Source organism: Pantoea folii, assembly GCF_056678875.1.
Map to the genome: position 1 here is coordinate 59,615 of NZ_JBWXON010000006.1, position 16,317 is coordinate 75,931.

The 16,317-nt window shown below is 53.7% G+C and carries 19 protein-coding genes; 8 read left to right on the forward strand and 11 right to left on the reverse strand.

The annotated features are described in order from the left end of the window. Nucleotides 1-12 precede the first annotated feature (12 nt). The 4 genes from artJ (AC1MDE_RS09255) (at nucleotide 13) to artJ (AC1MDE_RS09270) (ending at nucleotide 3,055) form a co-directional block, all read left to right on the forward strand. Nucleotides 13-744: an arginine ABC transporter substrate-binding protein gene (gene artJ / locus AC1MDE_RS09255; RefSeq protein WP_034820697.1), complete on the forward strand. Its 732-nt coding sequence runs from the start codon at nucleotides 13-15 to the stop codon at nucleotides 742-744. 6 nt (nucleotides 745-750) lie between these two features. Then, nucleotides 751-1,464: an arginine ABC transporter permease ArtQ gene (gene artQ / locus AC1MDE_RS09260; protein WP_479401027.1), complete on the forward strand. Its 714-nt coding sequence runs from the start codon at nucleotides 751-753 to the stop codon at nucleotides 1,462-1,464. A 3-nt stretch (nucleotides 1,465-1,467) separates the two neighbouring features. Continuing rightward, on the forward strand, nucleotides 1,468-2,136 hold the full coding sequence (gene artM / locus AC1MDE_RS09265) for an arginine ABC transporter permease ArtM (protein WP_479414629.1): 669 nt from the start codon (nucleotides 1,468-1,470) through the stop codon (nucleotides 2,134-2,136). A 187-nt stretch (nucleotides 2,137-2,323) separates the two neighbouring features. Continuing rightward, nucleotides 2,324-3,055, forward strand: coding sequence for an arginine ABC transporter substrate-binding protein (gene artJ, locus AC1MDE_RS09270; protein ID WP_058961799.1), 732 nt, complete (start codon nucleotides 2,324-2,326; stop codon nucleotides 3,053-3,055). A 63-nt stretch (nucleotides 3,056-3,118) separates the two neighbouring features. Here artJ (AC1MDE_RS09270) and rlmC read toward each other — a convergent pair whose 3' ends face one another. From rlmC to AC1MDE_RS09320, 10 genes are all read right to left on the reverse strand, one after another. After that, nucleotides 3,119-4,255, reverse strand: a complete 1,137-nt coding sequence (gene rlmC / locus AC1MDE_RS09275; protein WP_480344504.1) for a 23S rRNA (uracil(747)-C(5))-methyltransferase RlmC — start codon at nucleotides 4,253-4,255, stop codon at nucleotides 3,119-3,121. Between the two features lie 48 nt (nucleotides 4,256-4,303). Next, complete coding sequence (locus AC1MDE_RS09280) at nucleotides 4,304-4,768, reverse strand: YbjO family protein (RefSeq protein ID WP_479414631.1); 465 nt, start codon at nucleotides 4,766-4,768, stop codon at nucleotides 4,304-4,306. Between the two features lie 73 nt (nucleotides 4,769-4,841). Continuing rightward, nucleotides 4,842-5,687 carry a putrescine ABC transporter permease PotI gene (gene potI / locus AC1MDE_RS09285; RefSeq protein WP_097119348.1) on the reverse strand — a complete coding sequence of 282 codons (846 nt, stop codon included), beginning with the start codon at nucleotides 5,685-5,687 and terminating at the stop codon, nucleotides 4,842-4,844. Further along, nucleotides 5,684-6,640: a putrescine ABC transporter permease PotH gene (gene potH, locus AC1MDE_RS09290; RefSeq protein ID WP_034820712.1), complete on the reverse strand. Its 957-nt coding sequence runs from the start codon at nucleotides 6,638-6,640 to the stop codon at nucleotides 5,684-5,686. Before potH ends, potI begins: the two co-directional genes overlap by 4 nt. A gap of 9 nt (nucleotides 6,641-6,649) precedes the next feature. After that, nucleotides 6,650-7,783, reverse strand: coding sequence for a putrescine ABC transporter ATP-binding subunit PotG (gene potG / locus AC1MDE_RS09295; RefSeq protein ID WP_156102820.1), 1,134 nt, complete (start codon nucleotides 7,781-7,783; stop codon nucleotides 6,650-6,652). Nucleotides 7,784-7,902: 119 nt separating this feature from the next. Next, nucleotides 7,903-9,012 carry a spermidine/putrescine ABC transporter substrate-binding protein PotF gene (potF, locus tag AC1MDE_RS09300; RefSeq protein WP_058961972.1) on the reverse strand — a complete coding sequence of 370 codons (1,110 nt, stop codon included), beginning with the start codon at nucleotides 9,010-9,012 and terminating at the stop codon, nucleotides 7,903-7,905. A gap of 370 nt (nucleotides 9,013-9,382) precedes the next feature. Beyond that, nucleotides 9,383-9,865, reverse strand: a complete 483-nt coding sequence (locus tag AC1MDE_RS09305) for a YbjN domain-containing protein (RefSeq protein ID WP_034820718.1) — start codon at nucleotides 9,863-9,865, stop codon at nucleotides 9,383-9,385. Between the two features lie 86 nt (nucleotides 9,866-9,951). Next, complete coding sequence (rimK, locus tag AC1MDE_RS09310; RefSeq protein WP_479401030.1) at nucleotides 9,952-10,854, reverse strand: 30S ribosomal protein S6--L-glutamate ligase; 903 nt, start codon at nucleotides 10,852-10,854, stop codon at nucleotides 9,952-9,954. A 17-nt stretch (nucleotides 10,855-10,871) separates the two neighbouring features. Next, entirely contained in the window at nucleotides 10,872-11,594 is a 723-nt protein-coding gene (gene nfsA, locus AC1MDE_RS09315) for an oxygen-insensitive NADPH nitroreductase (protein ID WP_058961971.1), read from the reverse strand. A 12-nt stretch (nucleotides 11,595-11,606) separates the two neighbouring features. Then, a complete protein-coding gene (locus tag AC1MDE_RS09320; protein ID WP_058961970.1) occupies nucleotides 11,607-11,858 on the reverse strand; it encodes a DUF1418 family protein in 252 nt (83 codons plus the stop codon). Nucleotides 11,859-12,119: 261 nt separating this feature from the next. On the opposite strand from AC1MDE_RS09320, the gene AC1MDE_RS09325 reads away from it, so the two are divergent. Then, a complete protein-coding gene (locus AC1MDE_RS09325; protein ID WP_034820748.1) occupies nucleotides 12,120-12,383 on the forward strand; it encodes a GrxA family glutaredoxin in 264 nt (87 codons plus the stop codon). 33 nt (nucleotides 12,384-12,416) lie between these two features. Here AC1MDE_RS09325 and ybjM read toward each other — a convergent pair whose 3' ends face one another. Next, nucleotides 12,417-12,788 (reverse strand): inner membrane protein YbjM, encoded by a 372-nt coding sequence (gene ybjM / locus AC1MDE_RS09330; protein ID WP_034820751.1) that lies wholly within the window; start codon nucleotides 12,786-12,788, stop codon nucleotides 12,417-12,419. A 255-nt stretch (nucleotides 12,789-13,043) separates the two neighbouring features. On the opposite strand from ybjM, the gene AC1MDE_RS09335 reads away from it, so the two are divergent. From AC1MDE_RS09335 to ybjG, 3 genes are all read left to right on the forward strand, one after another. Next, entirely contained in the window at nucleotides 13,044-14,732 is a 1,689-nt protein-coding gene (locus AC1MDE_RS09335) for an aspartate:alanine antiporter (RefSeq protein WP_097119352.1), read from the forward strand. Between the two features lie 202 nt (nucleotides 14,733-14,934). Then, a complete protein-coding gene (locus tag AC1MDE_RS09340) occupies nucleotides 14,935-15,696 on the forward strand; it encodes a phosphatase PAP2 family protein (RefSeq protein ID WP_072016962.1) in 762 nt (253 codons plus the stop codon). Beyond that, nucleotides 15,677-16,282, forward strand: a complete 606-nt coding sequence (ybjG, locus tag AC1MDE_RS09345) for an undecaprenyl-diphosphate phosphatase (RefSeq protein ID WP_160868976.1) — start codon at nucleotides 15,677-15,679, stop codon at nucleotides 16,280-16,282. Before AC1MDE_RS09340 ends, ybjG begins: the two co-directional genes overlap by 20 nt. Nucleotides 16,283-16,317: the final 35 nt, after the last annotated feature.

Here is a 16,317-nt window from a genome sequence, read left to right on the forward strand (position 1 = left end):
AGGATGCATCTAATGAAAAAAGTCGTACTTGCTGCACTGCTTGCCGGTCTGAGCCTGAGCGCTTCTGCTGCGCAAACCCTGCGTTTTGCCACCGAAGCTTCATATCCTCCATTTGAATTTGTGGATTCTGACAACAAAATTCAGGGCTTCGATGTCGATCTGGCCAATGCGCTGTGTAAAGAGATTGATGCGACCTGTACCTTCACCAACCAGGCATTTGACAGCCTGATCCCCAGCCTGAAGTTCCGTCGTTTTGACGCCGTGATGGCGGGTATGGATATCACCCCAGAGCGTGAAAAGCAGGTGCTGTTCTCCAAGCCTTACTACGATAATTCCGCGATCTTTATTGCCCAGAAAGGCAAGCTGGCGAACGTTGATGCGCTGAAAGGTAAACGCGTTGGCGTTCAGAACGGCACCACGCACCAGAAATATCTGTCTGATAAACACAACGACATCACCGTTGTGCCTTACGATAGCTATCAGAACGCGGTTCTGGACCTGAAAAATGGTCGTATTGATGCGGTATTTGGTGACACCGCCGTGGTGAACGAATGGCTGAAACAAAATGCTAACCTCGCACCACTGGGTGAGAAAGTGACCGATAAAGATTACTTCGGTACCGGTCTGGGTATCGCCGTCCGTCAGGGCAACACCGAGTTGCAGGGCAAATTCAACACCGCCCTGGAAAAGATCAAAGCTGACGGCACCTACAAAACCATCTACAACAAATGGTTCCAGCAGTAATTCCTGATGAATGAAATGATTCCACTCGCAAGCGCCGCCGGCATGACTGTCGGCCTTGCTTTTTGTGCACTGATCGCCGGCCTTGTGCTGGCGATGATTTTTGCTGGCTGGGAAACCGTCCGCTGGAAACCGCTGGCGTGGATCGGTACCGCGCTGGTGACGCTGATCCGTGGCCTGCCGGAAATTCTGGTGGTGCTGTTTGTCTACTTTGGTGCCTCACAGCTGCTACTGACCTTATCCGATGGCTTCCATATCAATCTGGGCTTGTTCAGCATTCCCGTGCAGGTACAGATTGAAAACTTCGACGTCAGCCCTTTCCTATGCGGCGTCATTGCCCTGGCAATGCTTTACTCGGCCTACGCCTCCCAAACGCTGCGTGGCGCGCTGAAAGCCGTGCCTGTCGGCCAATGGGAATCTGGCCAGGCGTTGGGTATGAAGAAATCGGCGATTTTTTTCCGTCTGATCATGCCACAAATGTGGCGTCATGCGCTGCCGGGTCTCGGCAATCAGTGGTTGGTATTACTGAAAGATACTGCGTTGGTGTCGCTAATTAGCGTGAATGACATCATGCTGCAAACCAAAAGTATTGCCACGCGCACACAAGAACCCTTTACCTGGTATCTGGTGGCTGCGGCCGTCTACCTGATTATTACGCTGTTCAGTCAGGCGATACTGCGCCGTATTGAATCGCGCACCACGCGTTTTGAACGGGGAGCCTGACGCATGCTGGATTACTTACCCGAGCTCCTGAAAGGGTTGCATACCAGTCTGACCCTGACGGTGGCATCACTGATTGCCGCGCTGGTGCTGTCGCTGCTGTGTACCATCGTGCTCTCACTGAAAGTCCCGGTGCTGAATTGGCTGGTGAAAGGCTACATCACGGTGTTCACTGGCACGCCACTGCTGGTGCAAATCTTCCTGATTTATTACGGTCCCGGCCAGTTTCCCAGCATTCAGAACGTGCCGTGGTTATGGCATTTGCTATCACAGCCCTGGCTGTGCGCACTGATTGCGCTGTCGCTCAACAGTGCGGCCTATACCACTCAACTGTTCTACGGTGCAGTACGCGCCATCCCTTCGGGTCAATGGCAATCCTGCGCTGCGCTGGGGATGAACCGTAAAGACACGCTGCGTATCCTGCTGCCGTATGCGTTTAAACGCGCCCTCTCCTCTTACTCTAACGAAGTCGTTTTAGTGTTTAAGAGCACTTCACTGGCGTACACCATTACGCTGATGGAGGTGATGGGGCATGGGCAATTGCTGTATGGCCGTACTTATGACATCACGGTGTATGCCGCTGCCGGACTGATCTATCTGGTGGTCAACGGTTTACTCACGCTGATGATGCGTTTAATCGAAAAGCGCGCACTGGCATTCGAACACCGCAATTGATTGCTGTCGTGGCGCGATTTATCGCGTTTGTCTGAGATGAAGGTGTTGCGGACAAACGCGTCATATCTCGCGCTTCTACCCCCCCAACAACACATGTAATTTTTTAATCATATTATTTGCATATAAATTCATTTACTGGCATCGTGTAACCCGTTCTATCTCTGGCATGGTTTACGGGAGTCACATAATGAAAAAATGGATTGTTGCTGCGGCGCTGGCAACACTGGCAATGAATGCTTATGCGGCGGAAAAAATTCGTTTCGCTTCTTCTGCGACCTATCCCCCGTTCGAATCTCTCGATCACGACAACCAAATTGTCGGCTTCGATATCGATCTGGCAAAAGCCTTATGTCAGCAAATGAAAGCGGAATGCACCTTTACCAATAACGCGTTTGACAGTTTGATCCCTTCGCTGAAATTCCGTCGTTATGATGCGGTCATCTCAGGCATGGACATCACGGCAGAGCGCAGCAAACAGGTCGATTTCACTCAGCCTTACTACGCCAACTCCGCGATTGTGATTGCCCAAAAGGGACAGTTCACCGACTTTAGTCAGTTGAAAGGTAAGCGTGTAGGGGTAGAAAACGGCACCACGCACCAGAAATACCTGCTGGAGAAACATCCAGAAGTGATCGCCGTGTCTTACGACAGTTATCAGAACGCGATTCTCGATCTGAAAAATGGTCGCCTGAACGGCGTATTTGGCGATAGCGCAGTGGTGAATCAGTGGCTGAAGGCCAACGACGATCTCAGTGCGGTGGGTGAACATATCACTGATACCGAATACTTTGGCACTGGCTTAGGCATTGCGGTGCGTAAAGGCAATGCAACGCTGTTGAAAGAGATGAACGACGCGCTGGTGGCGCTGAAAGCCGATGGCACCTGGCAGCAAATCAACCAGAAGTGGTTCCCGGAATAAGCATTATGGAGCCGCGCGGCGTGCCACCTGACAGGTTCTGCACGTCCTCCGTTCAGGCGGTGGCTACGCGGCTCCACCCTTCTTAATCAGCAGCGTTAGCACTTCAAAGTGTGCCGTGTGTGGAAACATATCAAACAGCTGGACGCGGCTCACCGCATAATCCGCCAGACGCGCAATGTCCTGCGCCATCGTACTGGGATTGCAGCTTGAATAAAGAATGTAGTCTGGCGCCATTTCACTGAGATAAGTACACAGTTCAGCCCCAATACCGCGACGCGGCGGATTAACCAGCACCAGCTGTGGCACCTGTTCATGCGATGTCGCGAACCGGGTGGAATCCAGCGCGGCGAAACTCACCTTATCGAGTCCTAACTGTTCAGCCGACTGCTGCGCACAGGCAATAGCTTCCGCACTGATCTCAATGCCGGTCAGCTGCATCTCGGGCGTGGCACAGTGCAGACCGAAACCGCCCACGCCGCAGAACAGATCCCACATACTGGTCACCGGCAGCTCTGCTACCCAATCACGCGCCGTGGCATACAAATCAGCGGCGACCTGTGGGTTGGTCTGAAAGAAACTCTGCGGGCGAATATACAGCGGCACCTGATTGAAACGCTCTGCCAGCGCCTGGTCCGGCGTTAAAGCAATCTCTTCATCCCCTTCCAGAATCGCCATATGCACCGGCTGGATGTTGGCGGAGATCACTTTCAGTTGCGGCAATTGCTGCTGCAGCCAGGGCAAGGCCGCACGCAACTGCTCCAGCTTGCGGGTGGAACGCAGCACAAACCGCAGCATCATGCCACCTTGCGAACTCTCGGTCAGCAGCAGGAATTTCAGTTCACCGCGTTTGCGTGCCACGTTGTAGGGCGTTAATCCGGCGCGGGCAATAAAGGGTTTCAGCACATCGAATACCGGCGCAAAGCGGGCGGGATAGAGCGGGCAATCGCACAGATCAACCGGTTCGCCATCACGCGCCACCATGCCAAAAATTGGCCGTTCGACGCTGCCGCTCACCACCATTTTGGCTTTATTACGAAAACCCTGCAGCGCGGAGGTTACCGGCGGTAAATATTCGGCTACCGCGGTCTGCGACAGTAACTGCTCGAGCAGAGACTGCTTCTCGCTGAGCTGCTGTGGATAGGGTTTCTCCAGCCACTGGCACGAACGACAGCGACCGGCATCATAAAGCGCGCAATGCATGGAAAGGCCTGTATTCAGAATCGGGAGAAAAATCGGGGGCAGATTGTATCACCGGGCGCGGAAAAATGCGCGACTGCTGGCCGGCACAAACAACAGCAGTAACACCAGCGCATCCGGTACTTTCTGCATCAGCGTGTGATGGATGATCTGTGCATTAGTTTCACCGGGAATACTAAAAATTTCCGGGTAGATCCATCCAACGGACGCCATCAGCATATAACCGAGCACGATAATTTGCGCCATCACATAACCCCATCGTCCGCGATTGCTACCGCGCAACAGGGTAAAGGCACAGCGTAGTTCAAACAGAAAGATTAGCTGACTGGCGATAAAAATCAGCGTGGAATCCCATGCCTGTGCACTGCGGTGGACAAAGTTAGCCATTTCGTCGTAACCCAGTTCATTGACCAGCATCAGCACGCTGAGACAGCGCGTGGCAATAATGGCGATCCCCGCCACCATCACCGGTGCAGGCGTAGAATTTGCCATCGCATTTTTGAGGGTTTCCGACATGGTTTGACTCCGTAACCATAAAAAAACGGGCCATTAAATCGGCCCGTTATTATATTGGCAAATGTTACGGCTTTCAGCCACGTTTAGCTTTCTGAATATCGCGTAAACGTTGCTTTTCTTCGTGCGCCATAAAGCGCCAGGCGATGAAACCGACCAGGCCGACGACAAACAAAATCAACGAGGCTAACGCATTGATCTCTGGATTGACGCCGCGTCGCACGGTAGCAAAGATCGCCATTGGCAACGTGGTAGCGCCTGGCCCGGTGACGAAGCTGGCAATCACCAGATCATCCAGTGACAGCGTAAAGGCCAGCAGCCAACCGGTGACAATTGCCGGAGCAATCATGGGGACGGTTATCACGAAGAACACTTTCAGCGGCGTCGCCCCGAGATCCATTGCCGCTTCTTCGATGGAACGATCCAGCTCGCGCAGACGGGAGTTGATCACCACCGCCACGTAAGCAGTACAGAAAGTGACGTGCGCCAGCCAGATGGTGAGCATGCCACGATCGCTCGGCCAGCCAAAGGTGTTGCCCATCGCCACAAACAGCAACAGCAGTGACAACCCGGTGATCACATCCGGCATCACCAGCGGTGCGGTGAGCATAAACGCAAAACCGCTATGCCCACGGAAACGGCCGAAACGCACGATGATCACCGCCGCCATAGTGCCCAACACCACCGCCATGGTGGCGGAGAGCGCCGCAATGGTCAGGCTGAGGCCAACGGCATCCAGCATCGCATCGTCCTGGAACAGCACTTTGTACCAGTGGAATGAGAAGCTCTCCCATACGGTGACCAACTGCGAGCTGTTGAAGGAGTAAACCACCAGCAGCAGCATCGGCGCGTACAGGAACAGGAAGCATGCGGCCAAAATCGCCGTACGCCATGGAGAGCGAATGGTCGGTAACTGATTCATTCCTTCTCTCCTAACTCACGATTTTGATGCTTGTGGAACCAGATGATCGGCAGAATCAAAATCAACAGAATGATCACCGCCAGCGCCGAAGCCACCGGCCAGTCGCGGTTGTTAAAGAACTCCTGCCACAGGATACGGCCAATCATGATGCTGTCCGGCCCTCCCAGCAGTTCTGGGATCACGTACTCCCCTACCGCCGGGATAAACACCAGCATCGAACCGGCGATAATCCCGCCTTTGGTCAGCGGCACAATCACGCTAAAGAAGGTTTTAAGCGGACGCGCGCCCAGATCCAGTGAGGCCTCGACCAGCGAGTAGTCGATACGGGTTAGCGCGGTATAGATGGGCAACACCATAAACGGCAGATAGCAGTAAACGATACCGATATACACCGCGGTATTGGTGTAAAGAATCACCAGCGGGTGATCGATAACCCCCAGCCACATCAGGAAGCGGTTAAGAATGCCGTTGTTGTTCAGCAAGCCCATCCACGCGTACACGCGCACCAGGAACGAGGTCCAGGAGGGCAAGATCACCAGCAACAGCAGGATGGTGCGCATTGAAGGTTTGCTGTGCGCCACCGCCCACGCCAGTGGATATCCGATCAGCAGACAGATCACGGTAGAAATTGCCGCCACCTTGAGTGAAGTCAGATAGGCTTCGGCATACAGCGGATCATCCGTCAACGTGATGTAGTTACCGAGATTCAGCACCAGATTGAGCTGGTCATCGGCCCAGGTCACCAGATCGGTGTAAGGCGGAATGGCACGCGCAATATCGGCGAAACTTATCTTCAGCACGATCAGGAATGGCAGCAGAAACAGCAGGATTAGCCAAAGATAAGGCAAGGCGATCACCAGCTTGCGACCATGCAGCATTTTAATACGCGTGCCCCAGCGCTGCAGCGGTGTACCCACCACTTCCGGCTCGCTGCGTTGAGAAATCTGGCTCATTACGCCTCCTTAAACCGTCAGAACCACACAGCTGTCGGCGTCCCAGCACAGGCGAACTTCATCACCCCATGTTGGCGCACCTTTGCGGTAGCGATGTGCATTCTGCAGCTGCGCGCTGATCATCTGACCGCTGCGCAGGCGAACGTGATAAATCGACAGGTCACCGAGATAGGCAATATGCACCACTTCGCCGACGGCAAAGTTGCAGCCATCCGCCGGCACCTCTTCGCACAGCATCACTTTTTCCGGACGTAAAGCGACATGCACCGGCACGTTATCGATGATAGAGACATCGGTCTGCACTTTAAGCGGATGTACCAGGCCCGGCGCATCAATGACCACGCCCTCTTCCGTGCGCTCACGCAGCAGGCCGTCAAACACGTTGACCGATCCAATAAACTCGGCGCTATAGCGGCTGGTAGGATGCTCGTAGATCTCCTCCGGCTCACCAATCTGCACAAATTTGCCACGGTTCATGATCGCGATACGACCTGCCATAGTCATGGCTTCTTCCTGGTCGTGCGTCACCATCACGCAGGTCGCGCCGACGCGCTCCAGAATATCCACTACTTCATGCTGCATGCGGTCGCGCAGTTTCTTATCCAGCGCGCCCATCGGCTCATCCAGCAGCAGCAGTTTGGGGCGTTTCGCCAGGCTACGCGCCAGCGCCACGCGCTGACGCTGACCGCCGGAAAGCTGATGCGGTTTACGCTTAGCAAATTCCTGCATATGCACCAGCGTCAGCATTTCGGCCACGCGGCTGCTGATTTCGCCTTTCGGCAATTTATCCTGCTTCAGTCCAAAGGCGATGTTCTGTTCCACCGTCATGTGCGGGAACAGCGCGTAGGACTGGAACATCATATTGATCGGGCGCTGATAAGGCGGAACGTGCGACAGGTCTTGCCCATCCAGCACAATCTGCCCGCTGGTCGGTGGCTCAAAGCCCGCCAGCATGCGCAGCAAGGTCGATTTACCACAGCCGGAAGCACCCAGCAGGGCAAAAATCTCGCCTTTATAAATGGTCAGGCTGACATCATCTACGGCGTGCTGGCCGTCAAAAGATTTGGTCAGGTTGCGAATTTCCAGCAGCGGCGTTAACGCCTTAGCCGTTTTATTTGGGGGGCGGGGAATCGCGTCGTTCACTAACATTTCTCCGGCGCTAAGCGGTGTAGCGCGGCACAGCCAGCCGCTAAAATGGCACAACAGAGGCCATCACCGCACCTCTGTTGTCGTCTTCAGGTAACGAATCCGTTTAGAACGAACTACTTACCACTTTTTACTTTAGTCCATGCACGGGTGCGCGCACGATCCAGTTTCGGATCCTGGACTTTGAGCACAAACAGCTTGGCCATCGCATCCGGCGTTGGGAAGATGCCCGGATTGTTGCGCACATCCGCATTAATCAATGGCAGTGACGCCTTGTTGCCGTTGGCGTAGTTCATCTTGTTAGAGACATCCGCGATCACTTTTGGATCCATGATGTAGTTCAGCCACTGATAGGCTGCGTCGAGGTTTTTCGCGTCTTTCGGAATCGCCATCATGTCGAAGAAGGCCAGAGCGCCCTCTTTCGGCACGCTGTAACCCAGGTGCACGCCGTTGTTGGCTTTGGCTGCACGATCTTTCGCCTGCAGGATATCGCCAGACCAACCGATCGCCACACAGATGTTGCCATTCGCCAGGTCGTTAATGTACTGAGACGAGTGGAAGTAGCGGATATTAGGACGCAGCTTCAGCAGCAGATCGGTCGCGGCGCCGGTGTAATCTTTGGCGTCTGAACTGTTCGGATCTTTGCCGAGGTAGTTCAGCACGGTGGCGAAAATCTCTTCTGGTGCATCAAGGAAGGAAACACCACAGCTTTTCAGTTTTTCCAGGTTTTCTGGTTTCAGCACCAGATCCCAGCTGTTGACTGGCGCATCAGTACCCAGCGCGGCTTTTACCTTATCGATGTTATAGCCGATACCGGTGGTACCCCACAGATACGGAATCGCATATTTGTTACCCGGATCGTGCTGCGCGACTTTCGCCATCAAATCAGGATCGAGGTTTTTATAGTTTGGCAGTTTGCTCTTATCCAGCTCCTGGAAAACGCCGGACTGTAACTGGCGAGCAAGGAAGCTGGAAGATGGCACCACAACGTCGTAGCCGGTAGAACCCGCCATCAGCTTACCTTCCAACACTTCGTTGGAATCGAATACGTCGTAGACCACTTTGATACCGGTCTGCTTTTCAAAATTCGGCACGGTGTCGGCCGAAATATAATCGGACCAGTTATAGACGTGCAGCGTTTTATCCTCTGCCTGAGCACTAACGGCCGTCGCCATCAGTACACCTGCAACCACACCTGGCAACCATTTTTTACGTTGGTTGATCATGTTTTACTTCCTCCTGAGGGGGTCATCACAACGCTGCATACACGCGATCCGGACGTTGCGTTTTCTGTTTAATCACAGACACACAATGAATCAATATTCAGCGGGAGTTTAATAGCAAAAACCTATACCTGTGCTGAGGTTGCATGTCTCAAGCAGCCCCGCAAGAATAGCCCCCCTGATTCAGGCGTGCCAGATCCCAGCGTAAAAAACGCCTTTTTGCGATAAGTGATGCATGTTTCTGCTATGGGCTTTGGCACTAGTGGCATAAAGCACGACTAATATCTGGCAATAAAGGGCAAAATGCAGAATAAAAAGTGGTGCAGCTAAAATGAAAACTGCCGCAAAAAGCGGCAGTTAGCGAGGCGGGAAGTTAGTGCAGCATGGCGTGACTGCTGGAACTGGGCTGTCGTTCCTCTTCTTCTTCGCCCACCATCAAAAGATTGTTGGCAAAAGCTTCCATGATCACCATGGAAACGCCCTCTTCACTTTGCTTCATAAAGTGCGAGAATTGGCCGAAGGTTAAGCCGGCAGTGGTACTGATCGACTGGCAGACAATCAGCTTGGGCAGATTGTCATCCTGAATATCGATAAAGGCTTTCACCGTAAGCGAACTGGCATTGATCTGCGATAAATCGCCGACCAAAGGAATCAGCGCTGTGGGTTTCACTTCCGCGAGAGCCGAGAAGAGGATGACGTTGTCCACCAGGTCGATTTTTGCATCAAACACCCCGTCAAAATTCTGCATGTGCGGCAGGTGCAGTGCCTGACAGGCATCGCATTCGAACCAGGTGATATTTTGTTGATCCAGCCAGCGACGCAGGATGTCGATGTCAGGAACGACCAGTGAATCCATCGTTATGTCCTGTGGGGTGAAGAAATAAGCGCCTTAGCTTACGGAAAAAGTCTATCTGATGCCACGAAAACCACGTAAAAGCGCGCCTAGCCCCCGGTTTTAAGACGATAGCCGGGGCAAGCATGCGCTTCTACCCAATGAATCATCATGGAAGCGATGTCGAGGCCGGTGGTGCCTTCGATGCCCTCAAGCCCTGGCGAGGCATTGACCTCCATCACCAGTGGGCCGCGATTGGCGCGTAAAATATCCACACCTGCGATTTCCAGCCCGAGCGTGGATGCGGCTTTCACGGCGATTTCCCGCTCTTTTTCGGTGATGGTCACCGCGTGCGCTTTACCGCCACGATGAAGATTTGAGCGGAAATCCCCCTCTTTCGCTTCACGCTCAATCGACGCCACCACTTCATTGCCGATCACCAGGCAGCGAATATCTCGCCCCTGTGCCTCTTTGATAAACTCTTGCACCAGAATGTGGGCGTTAAGGCCACGAAAGGCATCAATCACGCTCTCAGCCGCCTGGCGCGTTTCCGCCAGCACCACGCCAATCCCCTGCGTGCCCTCTACCAGTTTCACCACCAGCGGCGCACCACCGACCATGGCGATCACATCCTGGGTATCATCAGGCGAAGAGGCGAACCCGGTGATTGGCATATCAATGCCTTCGCGCGCCAGCAGCTGCAGCGATCGCAGTTTGTCACGCGCCCGGGTGATGGCCACCGATTCATTCAGCGGATAGCTGCCCAACATCTCGAACTGGCGCAGCACCGCCGTGCCGTAAAAGGTGGTCGCCGTGCCAATACGCGGGATAACGACATCAAAGTGGCCCAGCGGTTCGCCACGATAATGCACCGCGGGCGAATCGGAGTTGATGTTCATGTAGCAGGAGAGCGGATCGATCATCTGCACCTGATGGCCACGCTCTTCCGCGGCGTCGCGCAGGCGTTTACACGAGTACAGCGTTCCATCACGCGTGAGAATGGCCATCTTCATTGCAGAATTCCTTGTGCTTAGCGCGTTGCCCAGCCCTGTTGATGCAGATAATCCAGCATAAACGGACGCGTTTCTTTGATGATCAGGCGTTGAATCAGTTCGCTCCAGGTTTCAGAGCGCTGGTTACTGTCGCGCTGCTGATAATAAGCGGTGATTTGGTTATCGTACTGGGCCAGCACACTTTTATCGACAGGCTGATAACGATTTTCATGCACCAACATTGCCGCTGGCATACGCGGTTTCACATCGGGTGCAGAGGCTGGATGGCCGATGCAGAAGCCAAACAGTGGCAGCACAAATTTCGGCAGTTCCAGCAAATCGGTGACTTGCGCAATGCTATTACGGATGCCACCAATAAACACACCACCCAGCCCCAACGACTCCGCCGCGACCATCGCGTTTTGTGCCATCAATGCGGTATCCACACAGCCCAACAACAGCTGTTCGGCGCGTCCTAGATGCGCATCCGGGCAAATCTGCTGATGACGATTAAAGTCGGCACAAAACACCCAAAACTCAGCGGCGGCGCTCACCCATGGCTGCCCGCCGGTAAGTTGCACCAGCTGTTCACGCTTTTCGTGGTCGGTAATGCGAATAATCGAGGAGCATTGTAAAAAACTGGAGGTCGAGGCCGCTTGTGCTGCAGCGATGATCGCGCTGCGCTGAGCATCATCAATGCCCTGCTCGGTAAAGGCGCGAATGGAACGGTGGCTGCACAGTAAATCGATGGTCGGCGTCATAATCCTCTCCGGTTACTTCTTTTTGTGGTTGTGATTGAACAACTGCGGCGCCATCGCCCGCGCCGTGCGCCACATCATCAGCCAGGCGGCAGGCAGCATCAGCGCAATGCCAAGGAAAAACAGCAGCGTCGCCAGTGACTTCTGCGCCATAAAATCGGGTGCCGCGATCCAGCCATTAACCAGTAATAGCGCGCCAATCACTGCGAGCACGCCAAGGACTTCCAACAGCAGAACCGGTTTCGGCAACGTGGCCAGATTACGCATGGGCGATTTCCTCAGTTGCTCAATTTGTTAGTCGCATTTTAGACCCGAATATTTCGCTCTGCAGCAAGGCACAGCTCTTCCCAGCGACTTAGCTGGAGTAAAACGTGTCTGCGCAGTGAAGTATGATGGGCATAGATTGCGGCCATTAGAGTAACAGGCATTTTCTTCTTTGCTTAAGCAGGATGGGCGGGCATGATGTTAGCCATTATTCACGCTGTTCTGTGAAACTGGTCACAAAACAGCAGCGGAAGGAGAGAAGCAATGATTGCAGTGATTTTTGGCCGTTCAAGCTGCCCATACTGCGTACGTGCGAAAGAGTTAGCCACCAAGCTGACCAGCGAGCGCGATGATTTCAACTATCAGTACGTCGATATTCAGGCGACCGGCATCACCAAGGCCGACCTGGAAGCACGTGCCGGCAAACCGGTGACCACCGTGCCGCAGATTTTCCTTGATGACCAGCACATCGGTGGTTATACCGAATTTGCGGCATGGACCAAAGAAAATCTGGGTGTTGAAGCCTAAGCAAACGGGCCTGTGGGCCCGTTTTTGATCGTGCTATTCGGCACGCATCGCCAGCATAATCCTCATCAGGCGGATCAGTAACGCCCCGCATCCAGCCCAAAACAGCGCACTTAAACTCCATGCAACAATCAGCAGCCAACTGTGCATCTGCGTGACGGTGAGCCACATCCAGGCCATACCCAAAAGCGTGCCCACCACGGCGACCCACAATGTACTGACCAGGGGACTATCTGGCTGCAACAGCGCCATTAACATGCCCGGCAATAAAAACAGCAATAATTCAGGCTGTCCGCGCATCGCTTGTTCCGCGGCAACGGCCCAAAAATGGTGTGCAAAAATAAACACCAGCGTATAAAGCATCATACCCAGAACCGATGCTGGCCAGCGATTATTGCGCTGCAACATAACCATCCTCAACTTTGTTGTTAACAATATTGAAACGTTTACTGCCCTGATGCGCACAAGTGGAAATAAAAAGAAACAGCCGCTGGCAGAAGGATTAAAAACTGCTGATAGCTGAGGAAGTTATTTATGATTAGAATGACGCCGTTTTAAATAATGGTCTGCACCTTCCTGGCGGCAAGGACATTCACAGCTGCCACAAGATAGCGAAAAAAGGCCCTTTCATCAACTTGTTACAGGTAAAGAAGAAGTTAAACCGTGAACATTAACGTCGCAGAATTGTTAAGCGGAAATGACGTTCTGTTATTATTTGTCGTCTTAGCCCTGGGGCTGTGCTTAGGCAAATTACGTCTCGGCTCGGTACAGCTAGGAAATTCCATTGGTGTCCTCGTTGTTTCATTGATTTTAGGTCAGCAGCACTTTGCGATAAATACCGATGCACTCAGTCTCGGCTTTATGTTGTTTATTTTTTGTGTCGGTGTTGAAGCCGGACCTAACTTTTTCTCGATCTTTTTCCGCGACGGTAAAAACTACTTCCTTCTTGCCATTGTTATGGTGGTCAGCGCCCTGCTCGTTGCGTTGGGACTCGGCAAAGTGTTCGGCTGGGATATTGGTCTCACGGCAGGCATGCTGGCCGGTTCCATGACCTCCACGCCGGTACTGGTTGGCGCGGGTGACACGCTGCGACAAAGCATCAGTGACAACCATCAGCTCAGCATGATGCAGGATAACCTCAGCCTCGGTTACGCCCTCACCTATTTGATTGGTCTGGTCAGCCTGATCTTTGGCGCTCGCTATCTGCCTCGTCTGCAACATCAGGACTTACCCACCTGCGCGCAGCAGATTGCACGGGAACGTGGTCTGGATGCTGACAGCCAGCGCAAAGTATTCCTGCCTGTGATCCGCGCCTATCGCGTTGGCCCGGAACTGGTGGAATGGAGCGGCGGTAAAAATCTGCGCGAGCTGGGCATTCATCGCCAGACCGGCTGCTACATTGAACGCCTGCGCCGTAACGGTATTCTCGCCAGCCCGGATGGGGATGCGATGCTGCAACTCGGCGATGAGATCTCGCTGGTGGGCTATCCCGACGCGCATGCACGCCTCGATGCCAGCTTCCGTAACGGCAAAGAGGTGTTCGACCGCGATTTGCTCGACATGCGCATCGTCACCGAAGAGATTGTAGTGAAGAACCACAATGCGGTGAATAAACGCCTGAGCCATCTGAAACTCACCGATCATGGTTGTTTCCTTAACCGGGTGATTCGTAGTCAGATTGAGATGCCGATTGATGACAGCATCATGCTGAACAAAGGCGATGTATTGCAGGTGAGCGGTGAAGCGCGCCGTGTGAAAAGCCTGGCGGATCGCATCGGCTTTATTGCGATTCACAGTCAGATGACCGATCTGCTGGCCTTCTGCGCCTTCTTTATCATCGGGTTGATGATCGGCATGATCACCTTCCAGTTCAGCAACTTCAGCTTTGGCATCGGTAACGCCGCCGGTTTGCTGTTCGCGGGTATCATGCTCGGCTTCCTGCGCGCCAACCATCCGACCTTTGGCTACATTCCGCAAGGGGCGCTGACCATGGTGAAAGAGTTCGGTCTGATGGTGTTTATGGCAGGTGTCGGCCTGAGCGCCGGTAGTGGCCTGCAACATGGCCTTGGCAGCGCGGGCGCCTTGATGTTGCTCAGCGGTCTGCTGGTGAGTCTGATCCCGGTGGTGATTTGCTATCTGTTTGGTGCCTACGTGCTGCGTATGAACCGCGCGCTGCTGTTTGGTGCCATCATGGGCGCTCGCACCTGTGCCCCGGCCATGGAGATTATCAGCGATACCGCACGCAGTAGCATTCCGGCACTCGGCTATGCAGGAACTTATGCGATTGCTAACGTTTTGCTGACGCTCGCCGGCACGCTTATTGTGATAATTTGGCCGCTTTTGCCTTTTTAAAAATATTTTTACTGCGTTCAGAACTTTCTATTTGGGGCGCAGTCTGAATAAGTGCCACTGCTTTTCTTTGAAATCCCCAAATTGTGGAGCCCGCCGGTCACTGACTTGCGGGTTTTTTTATGCCTGCAATTCCTGCTGCTTAAGGTTCTCCTAAGCGTAAATTGCGACCCTGCCACTCTGGTTTCGCTATTTTCCCATATTCATGCAACTTTCATCAAAGTTAAACACTCCAACAACCCACGATAAGATTAAGAGCCCGACTATTTATTGTTTGTCTGGTCGCTTTTACGCTATCAACTTTATTTTACTGGCAATTTCAGCACTGGTGTTTATGTGGTGGTCGCGCCACGAAAGCCTGGATATCGCGATCAGCCAGCAGTGGTTTGACCCACAGACGCAGACGTTTCCATGGCAACACAACCGCTGGCTGGATCTGATCAATCATCGCTTGTTCAAGGATGTGATCATCGCTGGAGCGGTATTGATGTTGTTACGAGGTGTGCAGAAGCGTGATGGCCGCCGCGTGTTGGTGGCCCTGCTGTTTGGTATGGGGCCATTAGTGGTGGGCATCCTGAAGGCGCACAGCGCGCACTCCTGTCCATGGGATTTGGCGATGTTTGGCGGTAAGGCAGCCAGTTTTGTACTGCTGGACCCGACTCCGGCTAACAGCGGTCCCGGGCAATGCTTCCCCGGCGGTCACGCTTCCAGCGGCTTTGCCCTGATGGCGCTGTTCTTCCTGTGGTGGCCCGAGCGTCCGCGCCGCGCCGTACTGGCGCTGTTGTTCGGTATCGCGGTGGGCTTACTGATGGGATACGGACAGGTGATGCGCGGTGCCCACTTTTTCTCTCACAACTTGTGGGCTGGCTGGTGGGTGTGGCTGAGCCAGGTGCTGATTTTTGCTGGTGTTTCTTTTTGGGTAGACAAGATGAGGAAAAGCAAACGTGATGGAAGCGCTCAACCATAGCCTGTTTCTATGGATCAACGCCACGACGGATTCACCGCCATGGTTGATTAATCTGGCGACCTTTATCGCCAAAGATGTGATTGCCATTGTCCCGCTGCTGATTGTGGCCTTATGGTTTTGGGGACCGCGCGATCAGGTGCAATCTCAACGCGCGCTGGTACTGAAAACCGGCATGGCGCTGATTTATGCATTAAGCATTTCATGGTGCGTGGGCCAACTGTTGCCGCATCCGCGCCCGTTTGCCATTGGCTTAGGGCACCAATTCCTCGCACACGCCGCCGATGACTCTTATCCCAGCGATCATGGCACCACCATCTTTACTTTTGCACTGGCGTTCATCTTCTGGCATCGCCTATGGTCTGGCGTCATTCTGCTGGCCGTTGGCAGTGCGATCGCCTGGTCACGCGTCTATCTTGGCGTGCATTGGCCGATGGATATGCTGGGCGGATTTTTGGTGGGCTTGCTGGCGTGTCTGGCTTCGCATATGGCGTGGCAGTTGTATGGCGAACGCATGCTGGCCTTCACCCACCAACTGTATCGCGCCCTGTTCGCTATGCCGATCAAAAAAGGGTGGGTACGCGGATAAGGTAAAGGGCGGCTCACTCGGGCCGCCCGATAGGG